This is a genomic window from Pseudomonas sp. S30_BP2TU TE3576 (assembly GCF_050436025.1).
Taxonomy (GTDB): Bacteria; Pseudomonadota; Gammaproteobacteria; order Pseudomonadales; family Pseudomonadaceae; genus Aquipseudomonas.
This window is the reverse complement of sequence record NZ_JBNDLK010000001.1, coordinates 2,874,641-2,890,936: the sequence shown is the minus strand read 5'-3', so window position 1 is coordinate 2,890,936 and position 16,296 is coordinate 2,874,641. Positions and strand designations below refer to the sequence as shown.

Genomic DNA, 16,296 nt, shown 5'->3' with positions numbered 1-16,296 from the left:
CCATTGTGGGAGCGGGCTTGCTCGCGAAAGCGATCTCAAAATCAATATAGATCTACGGGATCAACATCCAAAGACCAGCGCACCGCCCGCCCGCTCGGTATCTGCTCCAGCACCAACAACCAACTGGCCAGCAATCGATGCAACGGTGCCCGCGCCGTAGCCTGCAACAACAGCTGCGCACGATAGCGCCCGGCCCGGCGCTCCATCGGTGCCGGTACTGGCCCCAGCAACTCAATGCCGGTCAGGTTTTGTTCGGTCAGCAAACGCTCCGCCTCGCTGCACGCCTCATCCAGGAAGCCTTCGGCCTGACCCGGTTTGTGCGCCTCGGCCCGCAACAACGCCAGGTGTGCAAACGGCGGCAACCCGGCCGCACGGCGTTCGCTCAAGGCCTGTTCGGCGAAGGCGAAATAGCCCTGCTCGGTCAGTTGTACCAGCAGCGGATGGTCGGCCAGGTGCGTCTGGATAATCACTTTGCCCGGCTCCTCAGCGCGGCCTGCGCGGCCGGCGACCTGGACGATCAACTGCGCCATGCGCTCGCTGGCGCGGAAATCACCGGAAAACAGACCACCGTCGGCGTCGAGGATCGACACCAGCGTCACCCGTGGAAAGTGGTGGCCTTTGGCAAGCATTTGCGTGCCGATCAAAATGCACGGCTGACCTTTTTGAATGGTGGCGAACAACTGGTTCATCGCGTCCTTGCGCGACGTGCTGTCACGGTCGACCCGCAGCACCGGATAGTCCGGGAACAGAATCGCCAGGCGCTCCTCGGCCCGTTCGGTGCCGGCGCCCACGGGGCGCAAATCGACCTTGTTGCACTTCGGGCACTGGCGCGGCACGCGCTCGACGTAGCCGCAATGATGGCAGCGCAATTCACCGTAACGTTGATGCACGGTCATCCGCGCATCGCAACGCTGGCACTCGGACATCCAGCCGCAGTCATGGCACAGCAGGGTCGGGGCGAAGCCGCGGCGGTTGAGGAACACCAGGACTTGTTGCCCGGCGGCCAGGGTCTGGCCGATGGCTTGTTGCATGGGGCCGGAGATGCCGCTGTCCAGCGGGCGGCTTTTCACGTCCAGGCGCAGGAAGCGCGGCTGTTTGGCCCCACCGGCGCGCTCATTCAGGCGCAGCAGCCCGTACCGGCCGGTGTAGGCGTTGTGCAGGCTTTCCAGCGAAGGGGTGGCGGAGCCGAGGACAATCGGGATGTTTTCCTGTCGCGCCCGCACCAGCGCCAGATCGCGGGCGTGGTAGCGCAAGCCTTCCTGCTGTTTATAGGAGCCGTCGTGCTCTTCGTCGATGATGATCAGGCCGGGGTTTTTCATCGGCGTGAACAGTGCCGAGCGGGTGCCGATAATAATGTCGGCCTCACCGTCCCGGGCGGCCAGCCAGGCATCGAGGCGTTCCCGGTCATTGACCGCCGAATGGATCAACGCGATGCGGGCATTGAAACGCTGTTCGAAGCGCGCCAGGGTCTGCGGGCCGAGGTTGATTTCCGGGATCAACACCAGCGCCTGCTTGCCGGCCTCGAGGGTTTCGCGGATCAACTGTAAATAGACTTCGGTCTTGCCGCTGCCGGTGACGCCGGCCAACAGGAACGCGTGATAGCTGTCGAACCCGGCCCGAATCGCCTCATAGGCGGCGCGTTGCTCCGGGTTCAGCGGGAGTTCCGGTTGTGCCAGCCAGTGTTCGTGGCGTGCACCGGGGGCGTGCCGGCGGATCTCGACCTGCACCAGGTCTTTGGCCAGCAGCAAATCCAGGCTGTCCTTGCTCAGCATCAGTTTGCTCAACAACTGATGGGCGACGCCGTGAGTATGCTGGGCCAGCGTGGCCAGGGCTTCGCGCTGGCGCGGGGCTCGGGCGATGCGCGGATCATCGAGGCTGGCGCCCGGCGCGGCGGACCAGAAGCGTTCCTGGCGTGCTTCGGCCAGCTCACCCTGGCGCAGCAGAACCGGCAGAGCCCAGCTCAAGGTGTCGCCGAGGCTGTGCTGATAATACTGGGACGTCCACAGGCACAGCTTGAACAGCGCGGGCGGCAGCGGTGGCGTGGCATCGAGCAGGGCCAGGGCCGGCTTGAGTTTCTCGGCCGGCACCTCGCTGGTGTTGGTGACCTCCACCAGGATCCCGATCATCTCGCGCCGGCCGAACGGCACCCGCAGGCGCATGCCAGGGTGCAACTGGGCGCGCAGGACGCCGGCCGGAGCGCGGTAGTCGAACAGGCGGCGCAGGGGCGAAGGCAGGGCGAGGCGCAGAATGGCGTCGGGCACGCGGGGGGATCTCGATAAACAGGCAATATGGGGTTTGGCACATAACTTGTGGGAGCGGGCTTGCTCGCGAAAGCGGTGTGCCAGTCGGCATTCAAGTCGTCTGACACACCGCTTTCGCGAGCAAGCCCGCTCCCACAGGGGATCGCGTATTGGGGCGGGAGCCTAGCAGACGACTGGTTTGAGGGACAGCTTGCGTGAATGGGATTGTCTGGTAGAATCCGCGGCCTAATTACGTGCGGTATTCAACAATAGTGTTGGGTGGCGGCACGCTAGCCCGAGGAAAACACCATGAAAGCTGATATCCATCCAGAATACCCGGCAGTTGCTGTTACCTGCAGCTGCGGCAACAAGTTCGAAACCCGTTCGACCTTCGGCAAAGCCCTGGCGATCGACGTTTGCAACGAATGCCACCCGTTCTACACCGGTAAGCAGAAGACTCTGGACACCGGTGGTCGCGTTCAGAAGTTCGCCGACCGTTTCGGTGCTTTCGGCGCGAAAAAGGCCTAAGGCCGATCAACTTGGGAAGCCGCTGCGGTTTTTCCATGCTGATGAAAAAGGCGTCCCTTGCGGGCGCCTTTTTTGTGTCCGCGATTTGGCTTTCCGCCGCCCAGGCCTTTTGCCCGGCCCCCGACGGCCTGACCACGGTTGCGGTGCAGCGAGTCGTGGATGGTGACACCCTGCGCCTGAGCGATGGCCGCAGCGTGCGCATGATCGGCTTGAACACGCCGGAGCTGGGCAAGAAGGGCCGCTCCGACGAGCCGTTCGCCGTGGTGGCGCGCAAGCGACTCGAAGCCCTGGTAGCGGCGAGCGACGGGCGGGTTGGTTTGCTGCCAGGCAAAGAAAGCCAAGACCATTACGGCCGCACCCTGGCCCATGTCTACGGTGCCGATGGCGCCAACCTCGAAGCGCAGATGCTCGCCGAAGGCCTGGGTTTTCTGGTGGCCGTGGCACCGAATGTCGATTTGGTCGCCTGTCAGCAAGCAGCGGAACGCAGCGCTCGACAAGCGGGGCTCGGATTGTGGCGCCAGTCACCTGTACTGAAAGCGGAGCAGATCACTACCTCCGGTTTTGCCGTGCTCAGCGGTCGTGTGAGCAAGGTGCAGCGTAATCGCGGCGGGGTTTGGATCGAATTGCAGGATTCGGTTGTATTACGCGTTGCACCCAATCTGCTGGCGCGTTTCGATGTGAATTCGCTGGAAAGCCTCAAAGGCAAGCAAGTCGAGGCGCGCGGCTGGGTGCTGGATCGCTCGCGCAAGGGTGGTCTCAAGGAGGGGCAGGCGCGCTGGATGTTGCCCTTGACTGATCCGGCGATGCTCCAAGTGGTGCAGTGATAAAAAATTGTAGACATTTTTTCTTTCGATTGTGAACAGTCTATCCCTTATGTTCCGTGGCTCTTGGCCCAAAGTCGTAGGGCGGGGCGCTTGACAGGGGTGACCGGTCAGTCTTGTGGGGACTTTGCGAGGCGCGTATCCTCGCTGACCAGTCTGTCCAACAGTAAAAGCGGAATGCCAAAATGTCTGATCTGAAAACTGCCGCTCTCGAATATCATGCCAATCCTCGTCCAGGGAAGCTGAGTGTCGAGCTCACCAAGGCCACTGCTACCGCTCGCGACCTGTCGCTGGCCTACAGCCCGGGCGTAGCCGAACCAGTACGTGAGATCGCCCGCGATCCTGAACTGGCCTACAAGTACACCGGCAAAGGCAACCTGGTTGCAGTCATTTCCGATGGCACCGCGATTCTCGGCCTGGGTAACCTCGGCCCATTGGCCTCCAAGCCAGTGATGGAAGGTAAAGGCGTACTGTTCAAGCGCTTCGCCGGCATCGACGTTTTCGACATCGAGGTCGACTCTGAAAGCCCGCAAGCCTTCATCGACACCGTCAAGCGCATCTCCATCACTTTCGGTGGCATCAACCTGGAAGACATCAAGGCACCAGAGTGCTTTGAAATCGAACGCGCTCTGATCGAGCAGTGCGATATTCCGGTATTCCACGATGACCAGCACGGCACCGCTATCGTGACCGCCGCCGGCATGATCAACGCCCTGGAGATCGCTGGCAAAACCCTGCCGGAAGCCAAGATCGTCTGCCTGGGTGCCGGCGCTGCCGCCATCTCCTGCATGAAGTTGCTGGTGAGCATGGGTGCCAACATCGAAAACATCTACATGGTCGACCGTACCGGCGTGATCCACTCCGGCCGTGACGACCTGAACCAGTACAAGGCTGTGTTCGCTCACGCGACCGACAAGCGCACCCTGGCTGATGCCCTGCAAGGCGCTGACGTGTTCGTAGGCCTGTCCGGCCCGAACCTGCTGAGTGCTGAAGGCCTGCTGTCGATGGCGGCCAACCCGATCGTGTTCGCGTGCTCGAACCCTGATCCGGAAATCGCCCCTGAGCTGGCACACGCTACCCGTAGCGACGTGATCATGGCCACCGGTCGTTCCGACTACCCGAACCAGGTCAACAACGTACTGGGCTTCCCGTTCATCTTCCGTGGTGCCCTGGACGTTCGCGCCAAGCGCATCAACGAAGAAATGAAAGTGGCTGCGGCCAACGCCCTGCGTGAACTGGCCAAGCTGCCAGTGCCTCAGGAAGTGTGCGACGCCTATGGCGGCATCAAGCTGGAATTCGGCCGTGAGTACATCATTCCGAAGCCGATGGATGCCCGTCTGATCACCCTGATCTCCGATGCCGTGGCTAAAGCCGCCATCGAGACCGGTGTGGCGACCCTGCCGTATCCGAAGAACTACCCGCTGAAAAGCGTGGATGACGTGTTCAACGGCTAAGCTGTTGTAGCGTTCAACCGAAAACCCCGGCTCTTGATTGTGCCGGGGTTTTTTTATGCCTGTGGTTTTTGTGGTGTCTGTGACGACCTCTTCGCGAGCAAGCCCGCTCCCACATTGGAACGCATTCTCCTGTGGGAGCGGGCTTGCTCGCGAAGAGGCCGGACCAGACAACATCAAAACCGGCAGGTAAAAAAGCCCCGCACTTCTTTCGAAGGCGGGGCTTTTCATCATTGCTGCAATCAGAACAAATCGATCGGCGCCGCTTCATCCGCTGGCAGCGGGCTGCCCGGCACATTGCCGTTGCCCAGCTCGTTGACCGACGGCGGCGTATCTTCGGCCTTGAACAGCTCGAAGTAGGCGCCAGGCGTGCCTGGGGTTGCCGCGCGGCCGCTGACCGGGTCGACGCGCAGGCTCAGGATGCCTTCAGGCTCTGGCTGCGTGTGCGGCGGCAGGCCTTTGAGCGCGGCGCCCATGTAGTTCATCCAGATCGGCAGCGCGACGGTACCGCCGAACTCCTTGCGGCCCAGGCTTTCCGGCTGGTCGAAACCGGTCCATACGGTCGTCACGTAATCGGCGTTGTAACCGGAGAACCAGGCGTCCTTCGATTCGTTGGTCGTGCCGGTCTTGCCAGCAATGTCCGGGCGGCCCAGGGCCAGCGCACGACGACCGGTGCCGAGCTTGATTACATCCTCAAGCATGCTGTTGAGAATGAATGTGGTACGTCCGTCGACGATGCGTTCGGCCACGGCTGGAGCTTGAGGCACCGACGTAGTGCCCGGGGCTACGCCCGGTGTTGCGTTGACCGTGAAGGCTTGAGGGGTGGCTGGCGCGGCAATGCCATCGCTGGCCGCGCCGCCCTGAGGCACGCTCGGCGGGTTGGCGACGAACAACGTATCGCCGTTGCGGCTTTCGATCTTGTCGATGAGGTACGGGGTGATCTTGTAGCCGCCGTTGGCGAAGGTGCTCCAGCCAGTGGCGATTTCCATTGGCGTCAGGGTTGCGGTGCCCAGGGCCAGCGACAGGTTGGGCGGCAGGTCCTGCTTGTTGAAGCCAAAGCGCGTGATGTAGTCAATGGTCTTGCCAACGCCCATCGCTTGCAGCAAGCGGATCGACACCAGGTTGCGCGACTTGTACAGCGCTTCACGCAAACGGATTGGGCCAAGGAAAGTGTTGGTGTCGTTTTTTGGTCGCCATACTTTGTCCAGGTACTCGTCGACGAACACGATCGGTGCGTCGTTCACCAGGCTGGAGGCGGTGTAGCCGTTATCCAGTGCGGCGCTGTAGATGAACGGTTTGAAGCTCGAACCCGGCTGGCGCTTGGCCTGCAATGCGCGGTTGTAGTTGCTTTGCTCGAAGGCGAAACCGCCGACCAGAGAACGAATGGCACCGTTCTGTGGGTCCAGGGAAACCAGTGCGCCCTGGGCCTGCGGGATCTGGCTGAACTTCAGCGAGTTGTCCGGCTGACGCTGTACGCGGATCAGATCGCCGACCTGCGCAACGTCCGAAGGCTGCTTCGGATTGGCGCCCATGCTGTTGGTATTCAGGAACGGACGGGCCCATTTCATGGTGTCCCAGCTCACGTGTTCCTGGCCGGTGCGGGTCAGTACTTGCAGGCCGTTCTTGTCGACCTGGGTCACGATGGCCGGTTCCAGGCCGCTGATGGTGCGTTGTTTGGTCAGTTCGGTCGCCCAGGCTTCGTGAGTCTTGCCCGGCAGGCGCGACTCGGGCCCGCGATAGCCGTGGCGCTGGTCGTAGGTCATCAGGCCATCGTGGACCGCGGTGTTGGCCAGTTCCTGAAGGTCGCTCGGTACCGTGGTGGTGACGCGGAAACCTTCGGTATAGGCGTCGCTGCCATAACGCCCGACCATCTCGGCGCGGGCCATTTCGGCGATGTATGGCGCGTTCACTTCCGGAGTCGGCACGTGATAGCTGGCGTTCAGCGGCTCGTTGATCGCGGCGGTGTAGTCGGCCTCGCTGATTTTCCCGAGCTTGTACATGCGCCCCAGGATCCAGTCGCGACGCTCCTTGCTGCGCGCCGGGTTGGCCAGCGGGTTGAAGCGCGACGGCGCCTTTGGCAGGCCGGCAATCATCGCCATTTGCGCCAGGCTGACATCGCGGATCGATTTGCCGTAATAGACCTGCGCCGCCGCCTCGATGCCGTAGGCGCGGTTACCCAGATAGATCTTGTTGACGTACAGCTCGAGGATCTCGTCCTTGGTCAACTGCCGTTCGATCTGCAGGGCCAGGAGGATCTCGGTGGTCTTGCGCGAAAAGCTGCGTTCGCTGGTCAGGAAGAAGTTCTTCGCCACCTGCATGGTGATCGTGCTGCCGCCGGACTGGATGTGCCCGCTTTTGACCAGTTGGGTAGCGGCACGCATCAGGCTGCTGGGATCGACGCCATAGTGGTTGGCGAAATTGTCGTCTTCAGCACTTAGTAACGCATTAATGAAATTGGGGGGAATGTCGGCGAAACGGATCGGTGTGCGGCGCATTTCGCCGAATTCTGCAATCAACTTGTTATCGCTGCTGTAGACCCGCAAAGGAATCTGCAACTGGATGCTTCTCAGCGCCTCCACGGACGGCAGTCCGGGACTAAGGTAGAGATACGCCCCGCTCAGACCCAGAAGGAGTCCGCAGAAAACCGCGACGATGGACCAACCGAAAAACTTCAGCAGACGAATCAAGGCTTTTGGATATCCAGGGCAAAAATGAATTGGGCAACAGGGTTCAAGCTAAATGAGAACGACCCGCGCTTGAGCAAATGCGGAAAAAAAACGCTGGGCATTATAAGCATTTTTCTGCTCGGGAGCGTCATTGGCGCTGCTGTCAAGACGGGTGGATTGAACGCAATGGACATTGCAGAGTCCGTAACTCACGGATAGTCATAGGGAATTGGTAGTGCTAGGACTTTTCAACAAAAAATCCAATACGCTCCTGGGAATCGATATCAGCTCCACCTCGGTGAAACTTCTGGAGTTGAGCCGTCAAGGTGAGCGCTACCGGGTCGAGGCGTATGCGGTGGAGCCGTTGCCGGTCGGTGCGGTGATCGAAAAGAATATAGCTGAACTCGAAGGCGTAGGGTTGGCCCTTACTCGCGTGCTGGTCAAGGCCAGAACCGGCTTGAGGAACGTAGCCGTGGCCGTGGCAGGCTCGGCGGTCATCACCAAGACCATCGAGATGGATGCCGGTCTTTCCGACGACGAGATGGAAAGCCAGTTGAAGATCGAGGCTGACCAGTACATTCCTTATCCCCTGGACGAAGTCGCGATCGACTTTGAAGTCCAGGGCGCCTCGGTGCGCAATCCCGAGCGCGTCAATGTATTGCTCGCCGCTTGCCGCAAGGAAAACGTCGAAGTCCGTGAGGCAGTCCTGACACTGGCGGGGCTGACCGCCCGCGTGGTCGATGTCGAAGCCTACGCGCTGGAGCGCTCATTCGGGTTGCTGGCCAGTCGGCTCGCGGCTTCCCGGGAACGTTTGACGGTCGCGGTGGTGGATATCGGCGCCACCATGACCACCCTCAGCGTGCTGCACGGCGGACGGATTATCTACACCCGCGAACAACTGTTCGGCGGTCGGCAGTTGACCGAGGACATCCAGCGCCGCTATGGCCTGACGCCGGAGCAGGCGGATCTGGCGAAAAAGCAGGGTGGTCTGCCGGATGACTATGACAGTGAGGTCTTGCAGCCGTTTCGCGAAGCGCTGGTGCAGCAGGTGTCGCGCTCGTTGCAGTTCTTCTTTGCCAGCGGCCAGTACAACGCCGTCGACCAAATACTGCTCTCTGGCGGAACCGCGTCGGTCCCGGGGCTGGACCGTTTGATCGGGCAGCAATTGGGCACACCGACCCAGGTCGCGAACCCTTTTTCCGAAATGATTCTGGGCAGCAAGGTCAATGGTGCTGCCCTGGCGAGTGATGCTCCGGCGTTGATGATTGCCTGCGGTCTGGCCCTCAGGAGCTTCGACTGATGGCGCGGATCAACCTTTTACCTTGGCGCGAGGAGCGGCGTGAAGTCCGTCGCAAGCGCTTCCTGCTGGCCATGATAGCCGTAGTGGCGGGCACGGTGGGCACGGTGCTGGTGGCGAATCAGGTCATCAGCGACGCCATCGATCGGCAAGTCGCCCGCAACGATTACATCGACAAGCAAATTGCCGTGGTGGACGAGCGGATCAAGCAGATCAGCGACCTCAAAGAGCGCCGTCAGCAACTCGTCGAGCGCATGCGCATCATCCAGGACCTGCAAGGCAATCGGCCGATCAGCGGGCGAATGTTTGACCAGTTGGCGCGTGCACTGCCCGATGGCGTGTATTTCACCGAAGTGAAAATGACTGGCAAGACCTTGTCCATCACTGGCGCGGCGCAATCCAACAACCGTGTTTCAGACTTGATGCGCAACCTGGAGGCGTCAGACTGGTTCGATGCGCCGAACCTGACCGAGGTCAAGGCCACGACTGCCGGCCAGGTGGATCAGGCCAGCGTCTTCCAGTTGACCGTACGCCAGACTCGACCCGCAACACCGGAGGGGGGCAAATGAGTCCGTCCGAGTGGTTCGAAGGGTTGCGCAAGATCGACATCAACGATCTGGATACCAGCAACACCGGTTCCTGGCCGCCGGCGATCAAGATTCTGGTGGCCGGTTTGCTCATGTTCCTGGTACTGGCCCTGGGCTACAGCTTTTCCACCCGCGAACTTGAGAGTCAGCTTGACCTCAAGCGCGAGGAAGAATCGACGCTCAAGGAACAGTTCGCTATCAAGGTGCGCGCAGCGGCGAACCTGGACCTCTATACCCGGCAGTTGAAAGAAATGGAGAACTCCTTCGGCGTGCTGTTGCGGCAATTGCCCAGTGACACCGAAGTCCCGGGCTTACTGGAAGACATCACGCGTACGGGGCTGGGCAGCGGCCTGGAGTTTGAAGAGATCAAGCTGTTGCCGGAGGTCGCCCAGCCGTTCTACATCGAACTGCCGATCCAGATCACCGTCGTCGGTGCCTACCACGACCTGGCCATGTTCGTCAGCGGCGTGGCCGGATTGCCGCGTATCGTCACCCTGCATGACTTCGACCTTGCACCGGTCAACCCCGAAGGCGGGCCGAAGCTGCGCCTGAGCATCCAGGCCAAGACGTACCGCTACAACGACAAGGGGTCGTACCAATGAGCCGGTTTCGTTATGGGGTTATTGCGGTGTTGTCGGCTTTTCTCGGTGGTTGTGGCGTCAGTGATGATTTCAGTGATCTGGACGCGTACATGAACGAAATGCGCCTGCGCGCACCGGGCAGGATTGAACCAACGCCCACATTCCGGTCTTACCCGACATTCACTTACAGCGCGGCGAAGCTGCGCAGTCCATTTTCGCCACAGGTCAGGGGCGATCTGGCGGGACAGAAGCACGGTTTGCGCAACGTCAAGCCCGACCCCGATCGGGTCAGGCAGTACCTCGAAGGCTTCAACATCGAGCAGTTTGAAATGGTCGGCACCCTGTCCAATGCGACCGGCTCCTTTGCGTTGCTGCGTGGAGCGGGTGGGGTCCATCGGTTGAAAGTCGGCGATTACCTGGGGCGCAACGATGGGCGGATCGTCGCTATCAGCAGCTCCCGGGTCGATGTGATTGAAATCGTCCCCGATGGCGAGGGGGCCTGGCTGGAGCGTCCCCGAACCATCCCTTTGAAAGAGCACTCATAGTGGAACTCGCATAATGAACAGGATTTTCTCCACCTTCGGACTGTCGCTATGGATAGCGTTGTTGTCGCCGATGGTACAAGCGGCCAATCTCAAGGCGCTGGATGTCGCTGCGCAGCCGGGAGACCGTGTCGAGTTGAAGTTGTCCTTCGATGAGCCACCCCCGATGCCCCACGGCTACACGACGGAGTCACCGGCCAGGATTGCGCTCGATTTGCCGGGTGTCGTCAGCCAACTGACCAGCAAGACTCGCGACCTGGGCGACGGTAACGCTCGCAGCGCCACAGTGGTCGAGTCCAGGGACCGGGCGCGGTTGATCATCAATCTGAGTCAGCCGGCCCCTTACAGCTCGCGGGTCGAAGGCAACACGCTGTTCGTGGTGGTCGGGCAAGGGGCCAAAGGTCCGGCGTCCCGGCCGGTCGCCTCTCCAGCACCAGCCCAGGTCCGAACCGCGACTCCGGCAGGCAAGGCCATTCGTGGTGTGGATTTCCAGCGGGGAACCCAGGGCGAAGGCAACGTGGTGATCGACCTGTCGGACCCGTCGATTGCCCCGGATATCCAGGAGCGCGACGGAAAAATCATCCTCGGCTTCGCCAGGACCCGATTGCCTGAACCCTTGCGAGTTCGCCTGGATGTGAAAGATTTCGCCACGCCGGTGCAGTTCGTCAATGCCAGCGCCAGCGGGGACCGGGCCACCATCAGCATCGAACCCGGCGGCACCTTCGATTACTCGACCTACCAGACCGACAGTAAACTCACGGTCAGCGTCCGACCGGCGACGGTCGCCGACCTGCAAAAACGCAATGCCGGGCAACACGCCTACAGCGGCGAGAAGCTTTCGCTGAATTTCCAGGACATCGATGTGCGCTCGGTACTGCAACTGATTGCCGACTTCACCAATCTCAATCTGGTGGCCAGCGACACGGTACAAGGGGGGATTACCCTGCGCTTGCAGAATGTGCCGTGGGACCAGGCGCTGGATCTGGTGCTGAAAACCAAGGGACTGGACAAACGCAAGGTTGGCAATGTCCTGCTGGTCGCTCCGGCCGATGAAATTGCTGCCCGTGAGCGTCAGGAGCTGGAGTCGCAAAAGCAGATCGCTGACCTTGCGCCGTTGCGTCGGGAACTGTTGCAGGTCAACTACGCCAAAGCGGCGGATATCGCCAAGTTGTTCCAGTCGGTGACCAGTGCCGAAGCGAAGGCCGATGAGCGAGGTTCGATCACCGTCGATGAGCGCACCAACAACATCATTGCCTACCAGACCCAGGAACGGCTTGATGAGCTGCGCAGGATTGTCACGCAACTGGATATCCCGGTTCGCCAGGTGATGATCGAAGCGCGGATCGTCGAAGCCAACGTCGACTATGACAAAAGCCTCGGGGTGCGCTGGGGCGGTTCGATACAGAACAGGGGCAACTGGAACACTTCCGGCGTCAGCAATGGGGTCAATGGCTCGTCGACCATCGGCACGCCCGGCAGTACCAGCACCAACACACCGTTCGTCGACATGGGAGCGGTCAACAATACTTCGGGAATCGGCATCGCGTTCATCACCGACAATGTCTTGCTGGACCTGGAGCTGACGGCCATGGAGAAAACCGGCAACGGGGAAATTGTCTCGCAACCCAAGGTGGTCACGTCCGACAAGGAAACCGCCAAAATTCTCAAGGGCACTGAGATTCCCTATCAGGAAGCCAGTTCCAGTGGCGCGACTTCGGTGTCGTTCAAGGAGGCGTCGCTATCGCTTGAGGTGACGCCGCAGATCACGCCAGACAATCGGATCATCATGGAGGTCAAGGTTACCAAGGACGAACCGGACTTCCTCAACAAGGTCCAGGATGTACCGCCGATCAAGAAAAACGAGGTCAACGCCAAGGTCCTGGTCAACGATGGCGAAACCATCGTCATTGGCGGGGTTTTCTCAAATACTCAGAGCAAGGTTGTAGATAAGGTGCCATTTCTTGGCGATGTGCCGTATCTTGGCCGCCTTTTCCGGCGTGATGTGGTTTCGGAGAAAAAATCCGAGCTGTTGGTATTCCTCACTCCGCGTATCATGAATAACCAGGCGATTGCTGTGAGTCATTGATTCTGTGCGAAATTTGATTCTTGTTGGACCGATGGGCGCTGGAAAAAGCACCATCGGCCGGTTGCTGGCCAAAGAGCTGCGCCTGCCGTTCAAAGATTCCGATAAGGAAATTGAATTGCGCACGGGTGCCAATATCCCTTGGATCTTCGATAAAGAAGGCGAACCGGGCTTTCGTGATCGCGAGCAGGCAATGATTGCCGAGCTGTGCGAATACGACGGAGTGGTGCTGGCGACAGGTGGTGGTGCAGTCATGCGCGAAGCCAATCGCCGGGCGCTGCATGCCGGTGGGCGGGTGGTTTATCTGCATGCGTCGGTCGAACAGCAGGTTGGCCGCACGGCCCGCGACCGCAATCGGCCACTGTTGCGTACTGCCGATCCGGCCAAGACCCTGCGGGATCTGTTGGCGATCCGCGATCCGCTTTATCGGGAAATCGCCGACCTGGTGGTCGAAACCGATGAGCGGCCGCCACGAATGGTCGTACTCGACATTCTAGAGCGCTTGCAGCAGTTGCCACCCCGTTAAAGCGCTGCGCGAAATGCGCTATCCTCGGCGTCCTGCCATGACTGCTCAAGGTTGTGGCGGATGGCTACCGAACGGCGTCACACCAGCAGAGGTCGTGGACATTTGTTAACTCCAGGCAGGACGCCTGATTCCATTTTCACTGTGGGGACACATGCAGACACTCAAGGTCGATCTAGGCGAGCGCAGCTACCCGATTCATATTGGCGAAGGTTTGTTGGATCAGCCTGAGCTGCTGGCCCCACACATTCGCGGACGACAAGTAGCGATCATCTCCAACGAGACTGTTGCGCCGCTCTATCTCGAGCGTCTGACCCGCAGCCTGGCGCAGTTCTCGGTGATTTCCGTGGTGCTGCCCGACGGCGAAGCCTTCAAGACCTGGGAAACCCTGCAACTTATTTTCGATGGTCTGCTGACTGCCCGGCACGACCGCCGCACCACGGTGATCGCCCTTGGCGGCGGTGTGATCGGTGACATGGCCGGCTTTGCGGCCGCCTGCTACCAGCGCGGTGTCGATTTCATCCAGGTGCCGACCACACTGCTGTCGCAGGTCGATTCTTCGGTGGGCGGCAAGACCGGCATCAATCATCCGCTGGGCAAAAACATGATCGGCGCCTTCTACCAGCCGAATGTCGTGCTGATCGATACCGCCAGCCTCAATACCCTGCCGGCCCGCGAGCTGTCCGCCGGGCTGGCTGAAGTCATCAAGTACGGGCTGATCTGTGATGAGCCGTTCCTGACCTGGCTCGAAGACAACGTCGACCGCCTGCGCAATCTGGACCAGCAAGCCCTGACTTATGCGATCGAACGCTCCTGCGCAGCCAAGGCGGCGGTGGTCGGTGCCGATGAGAAAGAGACAGGCGTTCGTGCCACATTGAACCTGGGCCACACTTTTGGCCACGCCATTGAAACCCACATGGGCTATGGTGTGTGGCTACATGGTGAAGCAGTGGCTGCTGGCACCGTAATGGCATTGGAGATGTCCATGCGACTGGGCTGGATCAGCGAACAGGAGCGCGATCGTGGCATTCGTCTGTTCCAGCGTGCGGGTCTGCCGGTCGTTCCGCCAGAAGAGATGACAGAAGCCGATTTCCTCGAACATATGTCCATTGATAAAAAAGTGATCGACGGTCGTTTGCGCCTGGTGCTGCTGCGCCACATGGGTGAAGCGGTGGTGACCGACGATTATCCGAAAGAGGTTCTACAGGCCACGCTGGGGGCAGACTACCGCGCCCTGGCTCAGCTTAAAGGTTAATAAGAACACGATGACTAGTTTGCATGCCGACGAGGCTTTCCTCGGCCATTACCAGTTGAGTCATGACCCTTTTGCTCCACGGGTGCCTGGCTTCAAATTTTTCCCGGCCCAGCGCAAACCGGTGCTGGGGCAACTGCATCACCTGGCCCGTTACAGTCAGTTGCTGCTGGTGGTCACCGGCCCCGAGGGCAGTGGCAAGACCCTGCTGCGTCAGGCACTGGTCGCCAGCACCAACAAGCAATCGGTACAAAGTGTGGTGGTTTCTGCCCGCGGCGCTGGCGATGCGGCGGGGGTGTTGCGCCAGGTGGCCCAGGCGCTGAACGTCGGCCAGGCCGATGTCGACGCTATTCTGGCTCAAGTGGTGCAGCTTGCCCTGACCGGGCAGGAAGTCTATTTGCTGGTCGATGACGCCGAACAACTGGAAGAGTCCGCCCTTGAGGCTCTGTTGGTCCTGGCGGCCGGCGCACCTGAAGGCCGTCCGCATGTGTTCCTGTTCGGTGAAACCTCGCTGATTGCTCAATTGGATCAGTTGAGTCTCGAAGAAGAGCGCTTCCACGTCATTGAGTTGCAGCCCTACACCGAGGAAGAAACCCGCGAATATCTGGAACAGCGGCTCGAAGGCGCTGGTCGCGGTATCGAACTTTTCACCGCGGATCAGATCTCTGATATTCACGAAAGCTCCGAAGGTTGGCCTGGCAGCATCAATCAGGTCGCCCGCGATGCAATGATCGAAGCCATGATCGCCAGCCGCTCAGCGGTCAAGCGTCCAAAAATGGGGTTCAATATGCCGAAGAAACACGTATTGGCGATTTCCGCCGTGGTCGTGGTCGCGGTAGCTGCCGCCTGGTTGATGCCGGGTCGCAATAAGGCACCGACTACGGGTGCACCGGCCAACGAACAGGCGCAATTGTCGCTGGGTCAGGGTCAGGGACAGCCAGCAGCGAATGGCGGTGCTCCGGCCGTCGAGTTCGCTGGCAACACGCAGCCGATGCCATTGCCGTTGGTCGGTAATTCGCAGCCGGTCATGCGCGGTCCGCTGGCTGAAGCGGCGGGAGGGATTACTGAAGGTGACGACGGCGTGCCGGTCGAAGGCTCCAGCGCCACACCGCCGACGGTGACCACCACTGCGCCGCCTGTGGGCGTTCCTGCCGGCCCTGCGCCGACACCAGCGGCCAAGCCGGCACCTGCGCCGACTCAGGTCGCCACCGCCAAGCCAGCGCCTGCTCCAGTGGCCAAGCCTGCTCCAGCGCCAGCCAAGCCAGCCGTTGCGGCGGCGGCCAAGCCTGCCGAAAAACCGGCTCCGGTGGCCAAGGCGGCCGGTGGTACCTGGTACGCCGGTCAGGCTCCGGGCAACTACGTGGTGCAAATCCTCGGCACCAGCTCCGAAACTGCCGCACAAAGTTTCGTCAAGGAGCAGGGCGGCGAGTACCGCTATTTCAAGAAAGTCCTCAATGGCAAGCCGCTTTACGTGATCACCTACGGCAACTTCGCCAATCGTGATGCAGCCGTTTCCGCCATCAAGGCCTTGCCAGCGAAGGTTCAGGCTGGTAAACCTTGGCCTCGCACTGTCGCCAGCGTCCAACAGGAACTGGCAACAACTCGCTGAAGATTCGGTGGCCTTACCCAGGCCGCCTCTCCAGGCACCTCAAAATTTCCGCAAGTGCGCGCCGTCTCTACAGACCGCGTGCCTTGTGGTGTCTGCGTCACAGTAGTCTTTGAGTC

Annotated in this window: 13 protein-coding genes; 11 read left to right on the top strand and 2 right to left on the bottom strand. The window is 60.7% G+C overall.

All coding sequences use genetic code 11. The annotated features are described in order from the left end of the window. Positions 1-41 precede the first annotated feature (41 nt). Positions 42-2,261 (bottom strand): primosomal protein N', encoded by a 2,220-nt coding sequence (locus tag ABIA48_RS13020; RefSeq protein ID WP_429489117.1) that lies wholly within the window; start codon positions 2,259-2,261, stop codon positions 42-44. 288 nt (positions 2,262-2,549) lie between these two features. On the opposite strand from ABIA48_RS13020, the gene rpmE reads away from it, so the two are divergent. The 3 genes from rpmE (at position 2,550) to ABIA48_RS13005 (ending at position 5,043) form a co-directional block, all read left to right on the top strand. Further along, complete coding sequence (rpmE, locus tag ABIA48_RS13015; protein WP_007975586.1) at positions 2,550-2,768, top strand: 50S ribosomal protein L31; 219 nt, start codon at positions 2,550-2,552, stop codon at positions 2,766-2,768. Positions 2,769-2,803: 35 nt separating this feature from the next. Continuing rightward, complete coding sequence (locus tag ABIA48_RS13010) at positions 2,804-3,592, top strand: thermonuclease family protein (RefSeq protein ID WP_429489115.1); 789 nt, start codon at positions 2,804-2,806, stop codon at positions 3,590-3,592. 182 nt (positions 3,593-3,774) lie between these two features. Then, positions 3,775-5,043 carry a malic enzyme-like NAD(P)-binding protein gene (locus ABIA48_RS13005; protein ID WP_429489113.1) on the top strand — a complete coding sequence of 423 codons (1,269 nt, stop codon included), beginning with the start codon at positions 3,775-3,777 and terminating at the stop codon, positions 5,041-5,043. A 239-nt stretch (positions 5,044-5,282) separates the two neighbouring features. Here the strand turns inward: ABIA48_RS13005 and ABIA48_RS13000 are convergent, their stop codons facing one another. Then, positions 5,283-7,724, bottom strand: a complete 2,442-nt coding sequence (locus ABIA48_RS13000) for a penicillin-binding protein 1A (protein WP_429492862.1) — start codon at positions 7,722-7,724, stop codon at positions 5,283-5,285. A gap of 217 nt (positions 7,725-7,941) precedes the next feature. Here ABIA48_RS13000 and ABIA48_RS12995 point away from each other — a divergent pair, with 217 nt between their 5' ends. The 8 genes from ABIA48_RS12995 to ABIA48_RS12960 all read left to right on the top strand — a co-directional run bounded on the left by ABIA48_RS12995 (position 7,942) and on the right by ABIA48_RS12960 (position 16,180). Beyond that, the gene (locus ABIA48_RS12995) at positions 7,942-9,006 is read left to right on the top strand and encodes a pilus assembly protein PilM (RefSeq protein WP_429489111.1); all 1,065 of its coding nucleotides are present in this window, start codon (positions 7,942-7,944) and stop codon (positions 9,004-9,006) included. Beyond that, entirely contained in the window at positions 9,006-9,572 is a 567-nt protein-coding gene (locus ABIA48_RS12990) for a PilN domain-containing protein (protein ID WP_429489109.1), read from the top strand. The genes ABIA48_RS12995 and ABIA48_RS12990 overlap by 1 nt, the downstream gene beginning before the upstream one ends. Beyond that, on the top strand, positions 9,569-10,192 hold the full coding sequence (pilO, locus tag ABIA48_RS12985; protein WP_429489107.1) for a type 4a pilus biogenesis protein PilO: 624 nt from the start codon (positions 9,569-9,571) through the stop codon (positions 10,190-10,192). Before ABIA48_RS12990 ends, pilO begins: the two co-directional genes overlap by 4 nt. Then, positions 10,189-10,716: a pilus assembly protein PilP gene (locus ABIA48_RS12980; RefSeq protein ID WP_429489105.1), complete on the top strand. Its 528-nt coding sequence runs from the start codon at positions 10,189-10,191 to the stop codon at positions 10,714-10,716. The genes pilO and ABIA48_RS12980 overlap by 4 nt, the downstream gene beginning before the upstream one ends. 13 nt (positions 10,717-10,729) lie before the next feature. Next, positions 10,730-12,799: a type IV pilus secretin PilQ gene (pilQ, locus tag ABIA48_RS12975; protein WP_429489103.1), complete on the top strand. Its 2,070-nt coding sequence runs from the start codon at positions 10,730-10,732 to the stop codon at positions 12,797-12,799. Positions 12,800-12,803: 4 nt separating this feature from the next. Next, positions 12,804-13,322 (top strand): shikimate kinase AroK, encoded by a 519-nt coding sequence (gene aroK, locus ABIA48_RS12970; RefSeq protein ID WP_033063498.1) that lies wholly within the window; start codon positions 12,804-12,806, stop codon positions 13,320-13,322. A gap of 151 nt (positions 13,323-13,473) precedes the next feature. Beyond that, a complete protein-coding gene (gene aroB / locus ABIA48_RS12965; RefSeq protein WP_429489101.1) occupies positions 13,474-14,574 on the top strand; it encodes a 3-dehydroquinate synthase in 1,101 nt (366 codons plus the stop codon). A 10-nt stretch (positions 14,575-14,584) separates the two neighbouring features. After that, on the top strand, positions 14,585-16,180 hold the full coding sequence (locus ABIA48_RS12960; protein ID WP_429489099.1) for an AAA family ATPase: 1,596 nt from the start codon (positions 14,585-14,587) through the stop codon (positions 16,178-16,180). Positions 16,181-16,296 lie beyond the last annotated feature (116 nt).